The sequence below is a fragment of the Streptomyces sp. NPDC096105 genome (assembly GCF_044763335.1).
GTDB lineage: Bacteria > Actinomycetota > Actinomycetes > Streptomycetales > Streptomycetaceae > Streptomyces.
The window spans coordinates 1-14,190 of sequence record NZ_JBIWGC010000004.1 but is presented as its reverse complement, the minus strand read 5'-3'; the positions used below and the strand labels follow the sequence as shown (position 1 = coordinate 14,190).

Below are 14,190 nucleotides of genomic sequence, written 5' to 3'. Positions count from 1 at the left end.
CCTAGAGTAGGGAGCGCCCTACGCACCGCGCATGGCACGGAAGGGCTAGTTCGGCCCGGCCACTGTGGGCCCCGTGCCCCATCCGCGCGCACCGCTCACTCCTGCGTGATCCGCCCGGCGTAGATGTCCTCGTCGGCGGGGAGCCGCACGTCGGCCGGGGCGCCGAAGGCGTACAGCAAGGTGGTGGAGGCGACCGCGACGGGCTCCCGCCGCTCGCCGTTCACGAAGCTGAACCGGTGCCGGACCTTGCGGATCCGTCCCTCGTCGTCGAGGTACACGTCGAACGGCACCCGCGCGGTGGCGAACCCTTTCGCCGCCGCGTCCAGGAGGCCCCGGTTGACCACCGACGCCGCCCGCGCGGCCGCCTCCAGGTCGGCGGTGCCGCGGTAGTGCCGCACCCGGGCCCCCGCCACCTCGGTCCGCCCGACGAACGTCGCCGAGCGCGTGCCGCGCAGCACCTCGGCCGCGGTGAACGGATCGGTCGCCCCGCCGGTGACCAGGTTCCCGTCGGACAGCGTCGCGGTGTCCACCCGCACCCACTTGTCGGCGGGCACCCCGGCGCCCCGGTTCTTCATGTACAGCGCCCCGGGGGCGAGCAGTTCGGTGATCGGCCGGCCGTCGACGGCGCCCGCGGGGTCCTGCGGCAGCAGCACCTCCAGCCGCCCGAGCCGCTTGCGGTAGTCGTAGACCCCCTCGCCCCGGATGGTGACCCGGGTGCCGCCGGTGGCCATCTCCAGCGAGGTGCGCGTCCGGGAGCTGCCGGCCTCCACCAGCGCGTCGGCGGCGGTGCGCAGCACCTGCACCGGATCGCCGGCGGGCGGCCCCTGCGCCACGGCGTCGCTGCGCGCGCACCCGGCGGCCCCGAGCCCGAGACAGCAGACGACCCCGACCGCGGCCGTCACGCCGTGCGTCCGCCTGTGCTGTCGCCGTCGCGCCATCCCTGCCTACCCCTGCTCCGTCCGACACGGGCCGCTGTCAGTGGCGTTAACGACCGGTCAAGAGCCCCGTCACGCGGCCCGGCGGGCGTTACCGTGGGCCGCGTGCCGCATCAGGACGACGCGCCGGCCCCCCGGCCCCACCTCACGACCACCACCGAGCAGGGACCCTTCTGCATGGCCCGCTGCACCTGCGGATGGCGCGGCCCGGCCCGCAGAGCCAGGAGCCAGGCCCGCAAGGACGCCGAGAACCACACGGGGGAGTGACGCCACCCGGGCAAGGCGCCCAGAATGGCCCCCGCACGACCACGGCACCCGGAAGGAACGTCGCGGCCGCACGCCGGTCCGCCCCGGACCCGTGACAGGCCGCCCCCCGTCCGACGTCCGGAAGGCCGACCGTGAACCGCCGCACCTTCGTCGCCGGCACCGCCGCCGCGCTCACCACCGCGGCCACCGCCTCCGCCTGCACCTCCGCGGAGCCCCGGCCCGCACCCGCCCCCTCACGCACCCCGTCGTCCCCCGCCCCGCCGAGGACCCCGCGCCCCGCGACACCCGCCGACTGGACCACCCTGGCCGGGCACCTCGACGGCCGCCTGGTGCGCCCCGGCGACGCCGACTGGACCACGGCGCACCGCCTCTACAACACCCGCTTCGACACCCTGCGGCCCGCCGCCGTCGCCTACGTCCGGCACGCCGACGACATCCGCACCACCCTCACCCACGCCCGCGAGCACGCCGTCCCGCTCGCCGTGCGGGGCGGCGGCCACTCCTACGCGGGCTGGTCGTCCGGCGACGGCCGTCTGATCGTCGACGTGTCCGAACTCGGTCACGTCCGCGTCGACGGGGACACGGCCGTCGTCGGCGCCGGCGCCCGGCTGATCGACGTCTACCGCACCCTCGCCGCCCGCGGGCTCACCGTCCCCGGCGGCTCCTGCCCCACCGTCGGCATCTCCGGCCTCACCCTCGGCGGCGGCCACGGCGTGACCTCCCGCGCCTACGGCCTGACCTGTGACAGCCTCACCGGGGCCACCCTGGTCACCGCCGACGGCACGCGGCTCACCGCGTCCGACACCGAGAACCCCGGCCTGTTCTGGGCCCTGCGCGGCGCGGGGCACGCCCAGTTCGGGATCGTCACCGAGTTCCGCTTCCGCACCCACCCCGCCCCGCAGGGCGTCACCGGCCATCTGACCTGGCCGTGGGAGCGGGCGGCCGCCGTGGTCGCGGCCTGGCAGGACTGGGGACCGGACCAGCCCGACGAGATCTGGTCCGCCCTCCACCTGGACACCACCGGTGCCGACCCCTCCGTCTCCGTCACCGCCTTCTCCCTCGGCACCTACGGAGAGCTGCAGAACGCCGTCGACCGCCTCGCCGGCCGCATCGGCGTCTCCGCGAGCAGCGTCCTGCTGCGCCGGCGCTCCCACCAGGAGTCCATGGAGCTGTACGCGGGCTGCGCCTCGTTCGCCGGCGACGCGTGCCGGCTGCCCGGCGGGACGCCCGGCCGCAGCCCCGAGGGCGCGCTGACCCGCGAGACGTACGCGGCCCGCTCCGACTTCTACGACCGCCCCCTCGACGACGCCGGGATCGCCACCCTGCTCGACCGGATCCGGGCGGCCCGCGGCGGCTCGGCGAGCATCGCGCTCACCGCCCTCGGCGGCGCCGTCAACCGGGTCGCGCCCACCACGACGGCGTTCGTCCACCGCCGCTCCCGCGTGCTCGCCCAGTACCTCGCGTCCTGGGACCCCGGCGCCTCGGACGGCACCGCGATCCGCGCGTGGCTGACGGGCACTCACCGGGCCCTGCGCCCGCACGCGTCCGGCGCCGCCTACCAGAACTACCCGGACCCCGGCCTCGCCGACTGGCGCCGCGCCTACTACGGCGCCGCCGCCCCGCGCCTGTCCCGCCTGAAACGGCGCTACGACCCGGAGCGCGTCCTCACCCACCCGCAGGCCCTCTGAGCCGGTCCCGGACGCACCGGGGGCCCGTGACCGTCCGCCCCTCGGGGGACGGGGGTCACGGGCCCTCGCCGGGTCGTCGTCAGGCCGCCAGGTCCCGCTCCCCGGGGCCGGAGCCCGCGGCCCTGCCCCGGCTGCGCTCGGCCACCTTCCGCCGCCCGCCCTGCGGCCGGGCCGCGACCAGCCAGCCGGCCTTCGGCGACCGCTCCACCGCCCGCGCCAGCGGCGTCAGCATGGCCATCGCGAGCGGCGACAGCAGCAGCGCGACCGCCGTGCCCAGCGCCAGTCCGCCCACCACGTCCGTCGGGTAGTGCACGCCCATGTAGACGCGGATGAAACCGCCGATCAGCCCCAGCACCAGCGCGACCAGGCCGTAACGCCGGTTGGCCAGGAACAGCCCCACCGCCAGCGCCATGCAGAGCGTCGCGTGGTCGCTGACGAAGGAGTAGTCATCCTTGCCGTCGACGAGCACCTCGAGCCCTTCGTGATCGTTGAACGGCCGTGGCCGCTCGACGAATCCGCGGATCGGCACGTTCACCAGGACCGCGACGCCCGCCGCGAGCGGCGCCCACGCCAGCGCCGCCACCGACGGCGCCGCGTCGGGTCCGCCCCGCTTGCGCACGCCCCACCAGCACCAGAGCACCATGCCGATGAGACCGAAGAGCACGCCGTACTCACCGACGAACTCCATGACGTGGTCGAGCCACGGCGGGGCGGCCTTGGCCAGGCCGTTGATGTCGTAGAGCAGGTCGACGTCGGGGTTCGACCCGGATTCGGCGAGTCCAGCCATGGTGCTGCGGCCCCTTCGTCATGTCGTCCGGCGCGCGGACGCGCGCCGGGTCTGCCACCCCCGTGGTCCGTAGATCCGCTCGTCCGCTCGGCTACGACAACAGGAACGCACGGTTCCCGCTTCCACGTTCCACCCTCCACCGAAAGATCACGCAGACGTTATCGAAGAGAGATACGTCTTCGCAGCTCACGGGGGGCGTTTGTCGTTTCGCTCACACCGTCATGGGGAGCGCTTTCGCGCCATCTTCCGTGACGCGGGTGGCACCAAAGTAGTCAGGAGTGTCGATCGGGTCGAATCGGATCACCGCGCCGGGGCGCGGCGCGTCGATCATGTAACCCCCGCCGACGTAGATGCCCACATGCCGGATGGCCCGTGAATCGGTGAGATCGTCGGAGAAGAACACCAGATCGCCCGGCAGCAGTTCGTCCCGGTCCGGATGCGGCCCCGCGTTGTACTGGTCGTTCGCCACCCGCGGCAGCGTGATCCCCACACTCTCGTACGCGGCCTTCGTCAGACCCGAGCAGTCGAAGCGTCCGCCCTGGTCGGCGGTGCCGTTGCCGCCCCAGAGATACGGCGTGCCGAGCTTCTTCTGCGCGAACGCGATCGCCCCCGCGGCCTGCCGCGACGGATCCACCCGCCCCACCGGCGCGGCGAACGACTTCTCCAGCTCCCGGATGCGCTTGACGTAGTTCTGCGTCTCCTCGTACGGCGGCACGCCCCCGTACTTGATGACCGCGTACGCCCCCGCGTTGTACGAGGCCAGCATGTTGGCGGTCGGATCCCCGCCGACGTCCTTCACGTAGGACGCCAGCGCGCAGTCGTAGGTCGCCGCGGACGGGATCGCGTCCGCCGGGTCCCACACGTCACGGTCGCCGTCCCCGTCGCCGTCGATCCCGTGCGCGGCCCAGGTGCCGGGGATGAACTGCGCGATGCCCTGCGCCGCCGCGTGGCTCTGCGCCCGCGGGTTGAACCCGCTCTCCTGGTAGAGCTGCGCGGCGAGCAGCGCCGGGTTGATGGCGGGACAGAGATTTCCCCACCGGGCGATGAGCTGCTGATAGGCCGCCGGCACGCTCCCCTTGGCGAGGGTCTTGGCGGCGCCGCCGCCCACCCCGTTCACCAGGTTCCCGGCGACGACGTACACCCCGACGACGAGCAGCATCACGAAGGCGAGCGCGGAGCCGACGGCGAGAGTCGCACCGACCCAGACCTTACGCACCGTCAACCACTCCTCGCAGTCCGGCAGTCCACCGCCGACCGACAGTGTAGAGGCGGGACCGCCGAACGGAAGTGATCAGATACGACGACATGCACGGTCCACGCCACCGGAGTGAGCCGCGCTTCATTGCCCGGCGTTACCCAGCGTGATACACAGAGTGACGATACGACTCTTCACCCGTCGGAGCGCGCCCCTCCCGGAGTCCGGCGCGCGCCGGTGGCAAGCTATTCCTACGAAACCCGCCAAGAGATGACGCCAAGTCGACATACGACAGCGGCATCGTCGGCGACAATGAGGTCTGACCTCTGCACCCCCGCAGAGGAATCGGAACTACCCATACAGGGGCGGTGACTTACATGCTCTTCGCGGCCGACGAGGGAGACATCAACACCATTATCGGCGGAATCGCTCCGGATTGGGGCCCCTTCGGGGGTCTGGGCAACGAGGCGAAGGTGATGATCGAGGTGGTCATGGCGGTCGCCATCCTCATCTGTCTCGGCATCGCCATCTGGGGGGCGGCCAAACAGCGCATCGGCGCCACCGCGCTGCGGGACACGTTCTCCGCCGAACAGGGCAAGGGCCTCATCATCGCGGGTCTCACGGGCGTCTTCATCATCGGGTCGCTCGGCACCCTGTTCACCATCGTGTACGGCATGGCCGTCTGACCCCGCACCATCGGTCCCGACCGGGCACGCCCGGCATCCCCTCCATCCCACCCGCCCGTCGTGCCCACCGGCTGAGGTTGCGTTTCCCTGATGTCCAGTCACCACACCACGCCCGAGCGGCGGCCGGTACGGCTACCGTCGTACGTGGAGTACACGGAGTACGCGGAGTACGAAGTGTTCCCGCACGACGCTGAGGGGGCGTACGCGGCATGAGTCTCGGAGACGACACGGGCCAGACCCGCACCCGCCTGCCCGAAGGGAGCGGCGACCCGTACGGAGGCGCGCGCAGACACGGCCGGTCGTCGTCGCGCAGCCTGGTCACGGTCGTCGGCGTGGTGGTCCTCCTCATCGCGGCGATCGCCTTCGCGAACCGCGGAGGCGGGGATTCCGACGCGGAGGAGGGCAGCGACTCGCCCAAGGCGGCGGCGACGGCGCCCTCGGGCGAGAAGCCGGTCTCCACGAAGGCGGCCGGCATCCCGACGGGCTTCACCCACGACCGCCGGGGGGCGGAGAGCGCGGCGGCCAATTACGCGGTGGTTCTGGGGTCGGACGGCATGTTCAAGAAGGACAGTCGGCACACCATCGTCGGGACCATTTACACCTCCGACGCGGCCGACACACTCCGCCCGGCGATGGATCAGGCCTACTCCGCGGACTTCCTGAGCAAGTTGGGTCTCGATGCGAACGGCAACCCCCCGCAGGGCAACACCTTCGTCTCGCGCACCATCCCGGTCGGCACCAAGGTCGAGCAGTACAACAACAACAGCGCCCGCGTGGCGGTCTGGTACATGGGCCTGATCGGCATGTCGGGAGAGAAGTCGACCGACCCGGTGACCACAACCTGGAAGACCTGGACCTTCGAACTCCAGTGGACCGACGGGGACTGGAAGATTTCCGCCGACACCCAGAAGGACGGCCCGGCTCCGGTCCCCGGGGACGACAAGGCCGCCAGCTCTGAAGAGATCAGCAAGGCTGTCGAGGAGTACGGAGGGTTCACATATGCCCGGTAGCCCGCGTCACGTACTCAAGCTCGCTGCGGTGGCCGCCGCTGTACCAGTGGCCGCGATCGGGCTGGCCGGTCGCGCCGTCGCGGCGCCCACTCCCGCGCCGAGCGACGACCCCTGCGACCTTCTCATCGGCCCTGCGAAGCAGTACTGCGAGCGGGACGAGGGCGGCGGCTCCTCCGGAGGAGGAGACCCCGCCCCCCTCAACGACCCCACCTCCGCCCTCGACCCCCTCGCCTCCCTCGCCCGCGGCTGCGCCGACGCCGCGGCCTGGACGGTCAAGCAGCTCAGCGCCGCCGTCGAGGACACCGCGAAGGTGGACTTCACCAACGACACCTTCCTCCAGCAGTACGCCGTCGTCTTCGCCGCGTCGACGATCCTCACGCTCCTCCTCTGGCTGCTGGCGGTCGCCAAGCGGGCCGTCCGCGGCGTGCCGCTCACCACCGCCCTGTCCGAGGCGATCGGCTTCCTCTGGCTGACCGTCCTCGCCTCCGCCTTCACGCCGCTGATCCTCTACACCGTCGTCTCCGCGACCGACGGCGTCACCGACGTGCTGGCGAAGGCGACCGGCGACCAGACGGACGCGTTCTTCGGGACGTTCTCCGCCGCTCTGGAGAAGGGCAACGACATCGGCGGCGGCCCGATCATGCTGATCGTCGTCTCCCTGGTCTCCATCCTCGCCGCCGGCATCCTCTGGCTGGAGCTGGTCATCCGCGCCGCCCTGCTCTACGTCGGCGCCCTCCTCGGCACCGTCGTCTACGCGGGCCTGGTCGACAAGAACCTGTGGGGCCACGTCCGCCGCTGGGCGGGCATCATGATCGCCGTGATCATGGTGAAGCCGGTCATCGTCATCGTGCTCGGCCTGGCCGGCGCGCTCTCCGCCGACGACGGCCCGGACGCCTTCTCCGCCGTGGTCTCCGGCCTGGCGATCATCCTGCTCGCCATCTTCGCCTCAGCGATGATCTACCGCTTCGTCCCCGGCTTCGGCGACGAGATCGCCGGCTCCCGCAACAACCGCCTCATGCAGGGCGCCGAGGGCAAGGCCGCCGCCGTCATCAGCTCCCCGGCCACCCTGGTCGCGCAGGGCATCAAGACCCACAGCACCCGTACCGACAACCACGGCGGCGGCGGTGGCCAGTCCTCCGCGCCCCGCCCGTCCAACCCCGCCTCCGGGGGAGTCGCCGCACACAGCTCCCGCTCGTCCGGCGGCGGCGGATCCGTCCCCTCCGCCGCGCCCCCGCCCCGGACGGGCAGCCCGGTGAACACCCCGCACGCCAGCACCCGCAACAGCAGTACCAACCGCACGGGAGGTGAAGGGCGTTGACGACCGAGTCCCACCTGTCCCCCACGGTCACGCCCCGCCGTACGTATCTGATCGGCCGCGCCCGGCCGAACGCGATCGTCGGCCGCAATCGCGAGACCGGTGAGATCGCGCTCATCGTCGTCGGCGCGTTCCTCGGCATGATGTGCGGGCTCCTCGTCCCCGTCCTGTCCGTGCGGATCGTGCTGCTGGTGGGCCTGCCGATGCTCGCCCTGGCCGCCGTGTACGTGCCGTACAAGCACCGCACGTTCTACAAGTGGTTCGAGATCAACCGCAGCTACAAGCGCACCCTGCGCCGCGGCGCCGCCTACCGGTCCGGGGTCGTCGAGGCCGGCACCCGGCTCGACGGCCGCGAGGTGGAGGTCGGGCCGCCGCCCGGCATCGGCAGGATCACCTGGCTCTCCGCGCCGTTCGGCCCCGACGAGATCGCCGTCCTGCTGCACGCGGACCGCAAGACCGTCACCGCCGCCATCGAGATCGAGGGCCCCGGCGTCGGCCTGCGCGACTCCGAGGACCAGGAGGCCCTCGTCGACCGCTTCGGCACGCTGCTCAAGCACGTGGCGAACGGCGACGGCTTCGTCACCCGCCTCCAGATGCTCGCCCGCACCCTCCCCGCCGACCCCGACGCGCACGCCAAGGACGTCACCGTGCGCGGCGACGACAGGGCGCCCGCCTGGCTGCAGCAGTCGTACGACCAGCTGCAGTCGATGGTGTCGACCAGCAGCGAGCAGCACCGCGCGTACCTGGTCGCCTGCATGCACTACAACCGCGAACTGGCCGCCGAGGCCGCGGCCATGGCCCGCGCCATGCGCGGCCAGGGCGGCGGCCGGGTCGACCGGGACGCGGGGCTCGCCGTCGTCATGGCCCGTGAGCTGACCGACATCTGCTCCCGGCTCCAGGAGGCCGACATCCGCGTACGCCAGCCGCTCGGCCAGAGCAGGCTGTCCTCGCTGATCCACTCCATGTACGACCCGGACCACCCGATCGACCACATCCAGGCGATGTCCCAGCGCAACGCCTGGCCGGCCGAGCTGGACGCCACCGAGCCCACGTACCTCCAGGCCAAGACCCGCGAGTCCGCCACCCGCGCCCCCTGGTGCCACGCCACGGCCTGGGTGAAAGAGTGGCCGATGACCCCGGTCGGCGTGAACTTCCTCGCGCCGCTGCTCGTCCACACCCCGGACGTGATCCGCACGGTCGCCGTCACGATGGACCTCGAACCCACCGAGGTCGCCATCGAGCGCATGCTGACCGAGAAGACCAACGACGCGGCGGAGGCGTCCCGCGCCGCCAAGATGAACCGCACCGTCGACCCCCGCGACATCGCCGCGCACAGCCGCCTCGACCAGCGCGGCGAGGACCTCGCCAGCGGCGCCGCGGGCGTCAACCTGGTCGGCTACATCACCGTCTCCTCCCGCACGCCCGAAGCCCTGGCCCGCGACAAGCGGACGATACGGGCCTCGGCCGGAAAGTCGTACCTGAAGCTGGAGTGGTGCGACCGCGAGCACCACCGCGCGTTCGTGAACACTCTCCCGTTCGCCACCGGCATTCGTAGGTAGGGGCTGAGCTGAAGATGCGGGATCCGCTGTCCGTCGTCACCGACGCCTTCACGTCCTTCCTGTTCGGGAAGGTCGAGACGACCCGGCTGCCGGTGCGCACGTCCACCGGCCAGGCGCAGGCGGTGTACCTGCCGACCGCCGCGCCCGGCCTCGGCGACTCCGGCGTCATCATCGGCCGCGAGGTCTACTCCGGGAAGGGCTACATCTACGACCCCTTCCAGCTCTACGGCCAGCAGCTCCCGGCCCCCCACTGGCTGGTCCTCGGCGAGTCCGGCAACGGCAAGTCGGCGCTGGAGAAGACGTACGTGCTGCGCCAGCTCCGCTTCCGCGACCGCCAGGTGGTCGTGCTGGACGCGCAGGGCGAGGACGGCGTCGGCGAGTGGAACCTCATCGCGCAGGAGCTGGGCATCACGCCCATCCGCCTGGACCCGATGGCCGCCCTGAACCACGGCATCCGGCTCAACCCGCTCGACCCGTCCATCACCACGACGGGCCAGCTGGCACTGCTGCGCACCATCATCGAGGTCGCCATGGGGCACGGCCTCGACGAGCGCTCCGGCTTCGCCCTGAAGGTCGCGCACGCCTACGTCAACGAGACCATCGTGGAGCGCCAGCCGGTCCTGTCCGACATCGTCGAGCAGCTCCGCCACCCGGAACCGGAGTCGGCGGAGGCGATGAACGTCGCCATAGACGACGTCCGGGCGTGGGGCCTGGACGTCGCCCTGGTCCTCGACCGCCTGGTCGACGGTGACCTGCGCGGCATGTTCGACGGCCCGACGACCGTCGGCATCGACCTGGACGCCCCGCTCATCGTCTTCGACCTGTCCCACATCGACCGCAACTCCATCGCCATGCCGATCCTCATGGCGATCGTCGGCGTGTGGCTGGAGCACACCTGGATCCGCCCCGACCGGAAGAAGCGCATCTTCCTGGTCGAAGAGGCCTGGCACATCATCAACAGCCCCTTCGTGGCCCAGCTGTTCCAGCGGCTGCTGAAGTTCGGCCGCCGCCTCGGCCTGTCCTTCGTCGCGGTCGTCCACCACCTGTCCGACGTGGTGGACGGAGCGGCGGCGAAGGAGGCCGCGGCGATCCTGAAGATGGCCTCGACCCGCACCATCTACGCCCAGAAGGCGGACGAGGCGCGGGCCACGGGCCGGGTACTGGGCCTGCCGAGGTGGGCCGTGGAGATCATCCCGACGCTCACCCCGGGCATCGCGGTCTGGGACGTCAACGGCAACGTCCAGGTGGTCAAACACCTGGTCACCGAGACGGAACGCCCCCTGGTCTTCACCGACCGCGCGATGACCGAGTCGTCCGCCGACCTCCTCGCCGACGACGCCCTGCGCGCCGCCGAGCTGGAGGCGGAGGAGCGGGCGGCGGCCTTCGTGGAGCAGCACGTCGGGGACTCCGAGTCGACGGTGGCGTAAGAGCGGCAGGAGGGGGACGCGTGAGACCGGACGAGCAGCGCGGGCGCAGTGGCGGCCAGGGCGGCGGCATCCCGGACGGACTGCTGGTCGGCGTCCTCGCGTTCCTCCTCGGCATGACGGCGATGGTGTGGACGGCCACCGGCCTCGCGGGCCTCTTCTCCCACGGCCACTGGCCGTCCGGCCTCTCCTTCACCCGCACTCCGCCGGCCCTGCGCCACCTGGTCGCCGAACCGCGCGACCTCCCCGGCGCCTGGCCCGACGCCCCGCCCGGGGACCTCTCCGGCCCCGGCCTCTTCTGGGGCCTGCTCATCGGCCAGCTGATGGTCCTGGTGGTCCTCACCGTGTTCGTCCTGGGCACGGTGGCCCGCTGGCGGGCGGTACGGGCCCGCCGCCGCACGGAGGGACGGATCACGGAGGCGCCCCCTCCGCCCGAACCGACGCCGCAGCCGGTCCGGAAGCCGGCACCGGCACCCGAGCCCAGGCCCGAGCCGTCACCGGTGCCGGTGCACGAGGTTCCCGCCCCCAGGCACCCCGAGCCCGTCCCCGCCCCGTCCCCTCAGCCCTCCGAGCGGGCGACCGCCCCCGGCCTCCACTACGGCCCCCCGGCCGCCCGCCACACCACCGCCGCCCAGGCCGTACGCGACGCCGAGGGCCCCGCCCTCGTCCTCACGTCCAACCCGACCCTCTGGTACGACACCAAGGACGCCCGCACCAAGCTCGGCCCCGCCCACCTCTACGACCCGACGCACCTCTGCGACACTCCGGCCCGCCTCCACTGGTCGCCCACCGCCGGCTGCGAGGACAGGGACACCGCGACCGCCCGCGCCGCCGCGCTCCTCGCCCCCGTCCGCCCCGCCTCCCGGCTCGACCAGGCGGTCGGCGACACCGCCGAACTGCTGCTCCGCAGCTACCTGCACGCGGCCGCCGTCGACGGCCGCACCGTCCGCCACGTCCACCGCTGGGCCCAGGGCCTCCAGGTCCAGGACGCCGTACGGGTCCTGCGCACCCACCCCAAGGCGGCCTCCGGCTCCGCGGGCGAACTCGAGGCGGCGCTCACCGCGCACCCCGAACGCCGGGACATGGCCCAGCAGCTGACGGCACGTGCGCTGGCGGCCCTCTCCACGGTCAACGTCCGGGAAGCCTGCACTCCGCACCGAAGTGATGCCCTCGCCTTGGATTCCTTCATCCACGAAGGGGGAACGCTTTACGTCGTGGGGGAATCCATCGAGGATCCCCGCACCGGTCCGGGCGCCATGCCTCTGCTCACGGCGCTCGTCTCGCACGTGGTCGAGCACGGCCGGCGCATGGCCGAACGGTCATCCTCCGGTCGGCTCGACCCACCACTCACCCTCGTCCTCGACGACGTGGCAGCGGTGGCCCCCCTCCCCCAGCTCCCGGAGCTCCTCGCCGCCGGCCCCGAGCGCGGCATGCCCACGGTGGCCCTCCTCCGCTCCCGCGAACAGGCCCGCGCCCGCTGGCCGCACGCCGACCTACCGGTCTGACTCCTCGTCCGGCCGCTCCACGGCCAGCTCCAGTTCCCGCTCACCCGCGTCGGGGCCCAGTGCCGTGGTCACCCCGGTCTCGGCGAACCCGGCCCTGCGGTAGGCCCGGAGCGCACGCGCGTTGTCCTCGTGCACGAGCAGCCGCACCCACTCGGCACCCTGCGCCCACGCCCACTCGAGACCGGCGTCGAAGAGCACCTCGGTGAGTCCGATCCCCCGGTGCCCCGGCTGCACGTACACCGCCACCAGATGCCCCTGGAGCCGCTCGACGGGCAGCCCGGCCCAGTCCGTGGCCCCCGGCTCCTCCATCAGCACGGTCAGCGTCCCGACCCACTCCCCGTCCGGCCCCTCGGCGATGATCTGCTGCGCCCCGGTGGCGCCTTCGGCGCTGCGCTCCGCCCGGTCCCGCCAGAAGGAGTCGGGCCGGGCCGCGGCGGACTCGTAGGCCTCCATGAAGGCGATGGGCGCCACGGGATCCCGCAACGCCTCCAGCCGCAAGGCCTTGGCCCGGGGCCACTCGTCGACGCGCAGGGAACGGACCTTGTAGCTCATGCGGCCACGGTAGTACCGGGGTACCACGGCCTCCCAAGGAATAAGGCCGCCGTCCGACGCCCGCCGCCCCCGCGGCGACGAGCATCGACCCATGATCACGGCGCAGCACCTGAGGAAGCGCTACGGCGGCAGGAACGGCAAGACGGCCGTCAGCGACCTCTCCTTCACCGTCCGCCCCGGCACCGTGACCGGCTTCCTCGGCCCGAACGGCGCCGGCAAGTCCACCACCATGCGGATGATCCTCGGCCTGGACGCCCCGACCTCGGGCCTGGTCACCGTCGGCGGCCGCGCCTACGCCGCCCACCCCGCGCCCCTCACCGAGGTCGGCGCCCTGCTCGAGGCCCGCTCCGCCCACCCGGGCCGCACCGCCCGCCACCACCTGCGCGCCCTCGCCCTCACCCACGGCATCCCGAAAAGCCGCGTCATGGAGGTCCTGGACCTCACCGGCCTCACCGAGGCGGCGGACCGCCGGGTCAAGGGATTCTCCCTCGGCATGAGCCAACGCCTCGGCATCGCCGCCACGTCGCTCGGCGACCCGGCCACCCTCGTCCTCGACGAACCGGTCAACGGCCTCGACCCCGAGGGCGTCCGGTGGATCCGCACCCTCCTCACGTCCCTGGCCGCCGAGGGCCGCACGGTCCTGGTCTCCTCCCACCTGATGAGCGAGATGGCCCTCACCGCCGACCATCTGATCGTCATCGGCCGAGACCGCCTCCTGGCGGACACCACGGTCGCCGGCTTCGTCCGGGACTCCGGGGCGGCCTCGGTCCGCGTGGTCACACCCGAGCCGGAAACCCTATCGAGGCCACCCGCCGCATCACCGCCTCCGGCGACCGCACGCGCGTCCTCATCCTCACCACGTTCGACCTGGACGAGTACGCCTACGCCGGACTCCGCGCCGGAGCCTCCGGTTTCCTCGTCAAGGACGCCCAGCCGGAGGACCTCCTCTCCGGCATACGCGCGGTCGCTTCCGGAGACGCCGTCGTGGCCCCCAGCCTCACCCGCCGCCTCGCCGAATCCACGGTGAAGACCCACGTGGGCCGCGTCCTCGCGAAAACGGGCTCGCGGGACCGGGTCCAGGCGGTGATCTGCGCGTACGAGACGGGATTGGTACAGCCCTAAAAACGCAGAGAGCCCCCGTGCCGAATGGCACGGGGGCTCTCCCTATCAAGAATTGTTCGGCGGCGTCCTACTCTCCCACAGGGTCCCCCCTGCAGTACCATCGGCGCTGTAAGGCTTAGCTTCCGGGTTCGGAATGTAACCGGGC

The 14,190-nt window shown here is 72.4% G+C and carries 14 protein-coding genes and 1 rRNA gene; 10 read left to right on the top strand and 5 right to left on the bottom strand.

Annotated elements, in window-relative coordinates; genetic code table 11:
* Window positions 1-95: 95 nt before the first annotated feature.
* On the bottom strand, window positions 96-938 hold the full coding sequence (locus ACIQ8B_RS07845) for a hypothetical protein (RefSeq protein WP_403546069.1): 843 nt from the start codon (window positions 936-938) through the stop codon (window positions 96-98).
* Window positions 939-1,040: 102 nt separating this feature from the next.
* Between ACIQ8B_RS07845 and ACIQ8B_RS07840 the strand changes: the two genes are divergently transcribed.
* Both ACIQ8B_RS07840 and ACIQ8B_RS07835 read left to right on the top strand, forming a co-directional pair.
* The gene (locus ACIQ8B_RS07840) at window positions 1,041-1,202 is read left to right on the top strand and encodes a hypothetical protein (protein WP_290001873.1); all 162 of its coding nucleotides are present in this window, start codon (window positions 1,041-1,043) and stop codon (window positions 1,200-1,202) included.
* Window positions 1,203-1,333: 131 nt separating this feature from the next.
* A complete protein-coding gene (locus ACIQ8B_RS07835; protein ID WP_403546067.1) occupies window positions 1,334-2,890 on the top strand; it encodes an FAD-binding oxidoreductase in 1,557 nt (518 codons plus the stop codon).
* Window positions 2,891-2,969: 79 nt separating this feature from the next.
* On the opposite strand, the gene ACIQ8B_RS07830 is transcribed toward ACIQ8B_RS07835, so the two are convergent.
* Window positions 2,970-3,677: a phosphatase PAP2 family protein gene (locus ACIQ8B_RS07830; protein ID WP_403546065.1), complete on the bottom strand. Its 708-nt coding sequence runs from the start codon at window positions 3,675-3,677 to the stop codon at window positions 2,970-2,972.
* A gap of 211 nt (window positions 3,678-3,888) precedes the next feature.
* Window positions 3,889-4,836, bottom strand: a complete 948-nt coding sequence (locus ACIQ8B_RS07825; RefSeq protein ID WP_403546388.1) for an NlpC/P60 family protein — start codon at window positions 4,834-4,836, stop codon at window positions 3,889-3,891.
* 413 nt (window positions 4,837-5,249) lie between these two features.
* Here ACIQ8B_RS07825 and ACIQ8B_RS07820 point away from each other — a divergent pair, with 413 nt between their 5' ends.
* The 7 genes from ACIQ8B_RS07820 to ACIQ8B_RS07790 all read left to right on the top strand — a co-directional run bounded on the left by ACIQ8B_RS07820 (window position 5,250) and on the right by ACIQ8B_RS07790 (window position 12,371).
* Window positions 5,250-5,558: a hypothetical protein gene (locus tag ACIQ8B_RS07820; protein WP_106413556.1), complete on the top strand. Its 309-nt coding sequence runs from the start codon at window positions 5,250-5,252 to the stop codon at window positions 5,556-5,558.
* Between the two features lie 90 nt (window positions 5,559-5,648).
* Entirely contained in the window at window positions 5,649-5,771 is a 123-nt protein-coding gene (locus tag ACIQ8B_RS07815) for a hypothetical protein (RefSeq protein WP_274543355.1), read from the top strand.
* A complete protein-coding gene (locus ACIQ8B_RS07810) occupies window positions 5,768-6,568 on the top strand; it encodes a hypothetical protein (RefSeq protein WP_403546063.1) in 801 nt (266 codons plus the stop codon). Before ACIQ8B_RS07815 ends, ACIQ8B_RS07810 begins: the two co-directional genes overlap by 4 nt.
* Window positions 6,558-7,886, top strand: a complete 1,329-nt coding sequence (locus tag ACIQ8B_RS07805; protein ID WP_403546061.1) for a hypothetical protein — start codon at window positions 6,558-6,560, stop codon at window positions 7,884-7,886. The genes ACIQ8B_RS07810 and ACIQ8B_RS07805 overlap by 11 nt, the downstream gene beginning before the upstream one ends.
* Window positions 7,883-9,442 (top strand): SCO6880 family protein, encoded by a 1,560-nt coding sequence (locus ACIQ8B_RS07800; RefSeq protein ID WP_403546059.1) that lies wholly within the window; start codon window positions 7,883-7,885, stop codon window positions 9,440-9,442. The genes ACIQ8B_RS07805 and ACIQ8B_RS07800 overlap by 4 nt, the downstream gene beginning before the upstream one ends.
* Window positions 9,443-9,456: 14 nt before the next feature.
* A complete protein-coding gene (locus ACIQ8B_RS07795; RefSeq protein ID WP_403546057.1) occupies window positions 9,457-10,869 on the top strand; it encodes an ATP-binding protein in 1,413 nt (470 codons plus the stop codon).
* Between the two features lie 20 nt (window positions 10,870-10,889).
* A complete protein-coding gene (locus ACIQ8B_RS07790) occupies window positions 10,890-12,371 on the top strand; it encodes a type IV secretory system conjugative DNA transfer family protein (protein ID WP_403546055.1) in 1,482 nt (493 codons plus the stop codon).
* On the opposite strand, the gene ACIQ8B_RS07785 is transcribed toward ACIQ8B_RS07790, so the two are convergent.
* Window positions 12,360-12,923: a GNAT family N-acetyltransferase gene (locus ACIQ8B_RS07785; RefSeq protein ID WP_403546053.1), complete on the bottom strand. Its 564-nt coding sequence runs from the start codon at window positions 12,921-12,923 to the stop codon at window positions 12,360-12,362. The genes ACIQ8B_RS07790 and ACIQ8B_RS07785 overlap by 12 nt on opposite strands.
* A gap of 91 nt (window positions 12,924-13,014) precedes the next feature.
* On the opposite strand from ACIQ8B_RS07785, the gene ACIQ8B_RS07780 reads away from it, so the two are divergent.
* Window positions 13,015-13,950 carry an ABC transporter ATP-binding protein gene (locus tag ACIQ8B_RS07780; RefSeq protein ID WP_403546051.1) on the top strand — a complete coding sequence of 312 codons (936 nt, stop codon included), beginning with the start codon at window positions 13,015-13,017 and terminating at the stop codon, window positions 13,948-13,950.
* Between the two features lie 149 nt (window positions 13,951-14,099).
* Here ACIQ8B_RS07780 and rrf read toward each other — a convergent pair.
* Window positions 14,100-14,190, bottom strand: a 5S ribosomal RNA gene (rrf, locus tag ACIQ8B_RS07775); the annotation flags it as partial.

What these genes read in the sequence shown, in the direction of transcription:
- ACIQ8B_RS07845 (WP_403546069.1), bottom strand. Translation starts at nt 938, where the DNA reads ATGGCGCGACGGCGACAGCACAGGCGGACGCACGGCGTGACGGCCGCG.
- ACIQ8B_RS07830 (WP_403546065.1), bottom strand. Translation starts at nt 3,677, where the DNA reads ATGGCTGGACTCGCCGAATCCGGGTCGAACCCCGACGTCGACCTGCTC.
- ACIQ8B_RS07825 (WP_403546388.1), bottom strand. Translation starts at nt 4,836, where the DNA reads ATGCTGCTCGTCGTCGGGGTGTACGTCGTCGCCGGGAACCTGGTGAAC.
- ACIQ8B_RS07820 (WP_106413556.1), top strand. Translation starts at nt 5,250, where the DNA reads ATGCTCTTCGCGGCCGACGAGGGAGACATCAACACCATTATCGGCGGA.
- ACIQ8B_RS07815 (WP_274543355.1), top strand. Translation starts at nt 5,649, where the DNA reads ATGTCCAGTCACCACACCACGCCCGAGCGGCGGCCGGTACGGCTACCG.
- ACIQ8B_RS07810 (WP_403546063.1), top strand. Translation starts at nt 5,768, where the DNA reads ATGAGTCTCGGAGACGACACGGGCCAGACCCGCACCCGCCTGCCCGAA.
- ACIQ8B_RS07805 (WP_403546061.1), top strand. Translation starts at nt 6,558, where the DNA reads ATGCCCGGTAGCCCGCGTCACGTACTCAAGCTCGCTGCGGTGGCCGCC.
- ACIQ8B_RS07795 (WP_403546057.1), top strand. Translation starts at nt 9,457, where the DNA reads ATGCGGGATCCGCTGTCCGTCGTCACCGACGCCTTCACGTCCTTCCTG.
- ACIQ8B_RS07785 (WP_403546053.1), bottom strand. Translation starts at nt 12,923, where the DNA reads ATGAGCTACAAGGTCCGTTCCCTGCGCGTCGACGAGTGGCCCCGGGCC.
- ACIQ8B_RS07780 (WP_403546051.1), top strand. Translation starts at nt 13,015, where the DNA reads ATGATCACGGCGCAGCACCTGAGGAAGCGCTACGGCGGCAGGAACGGC.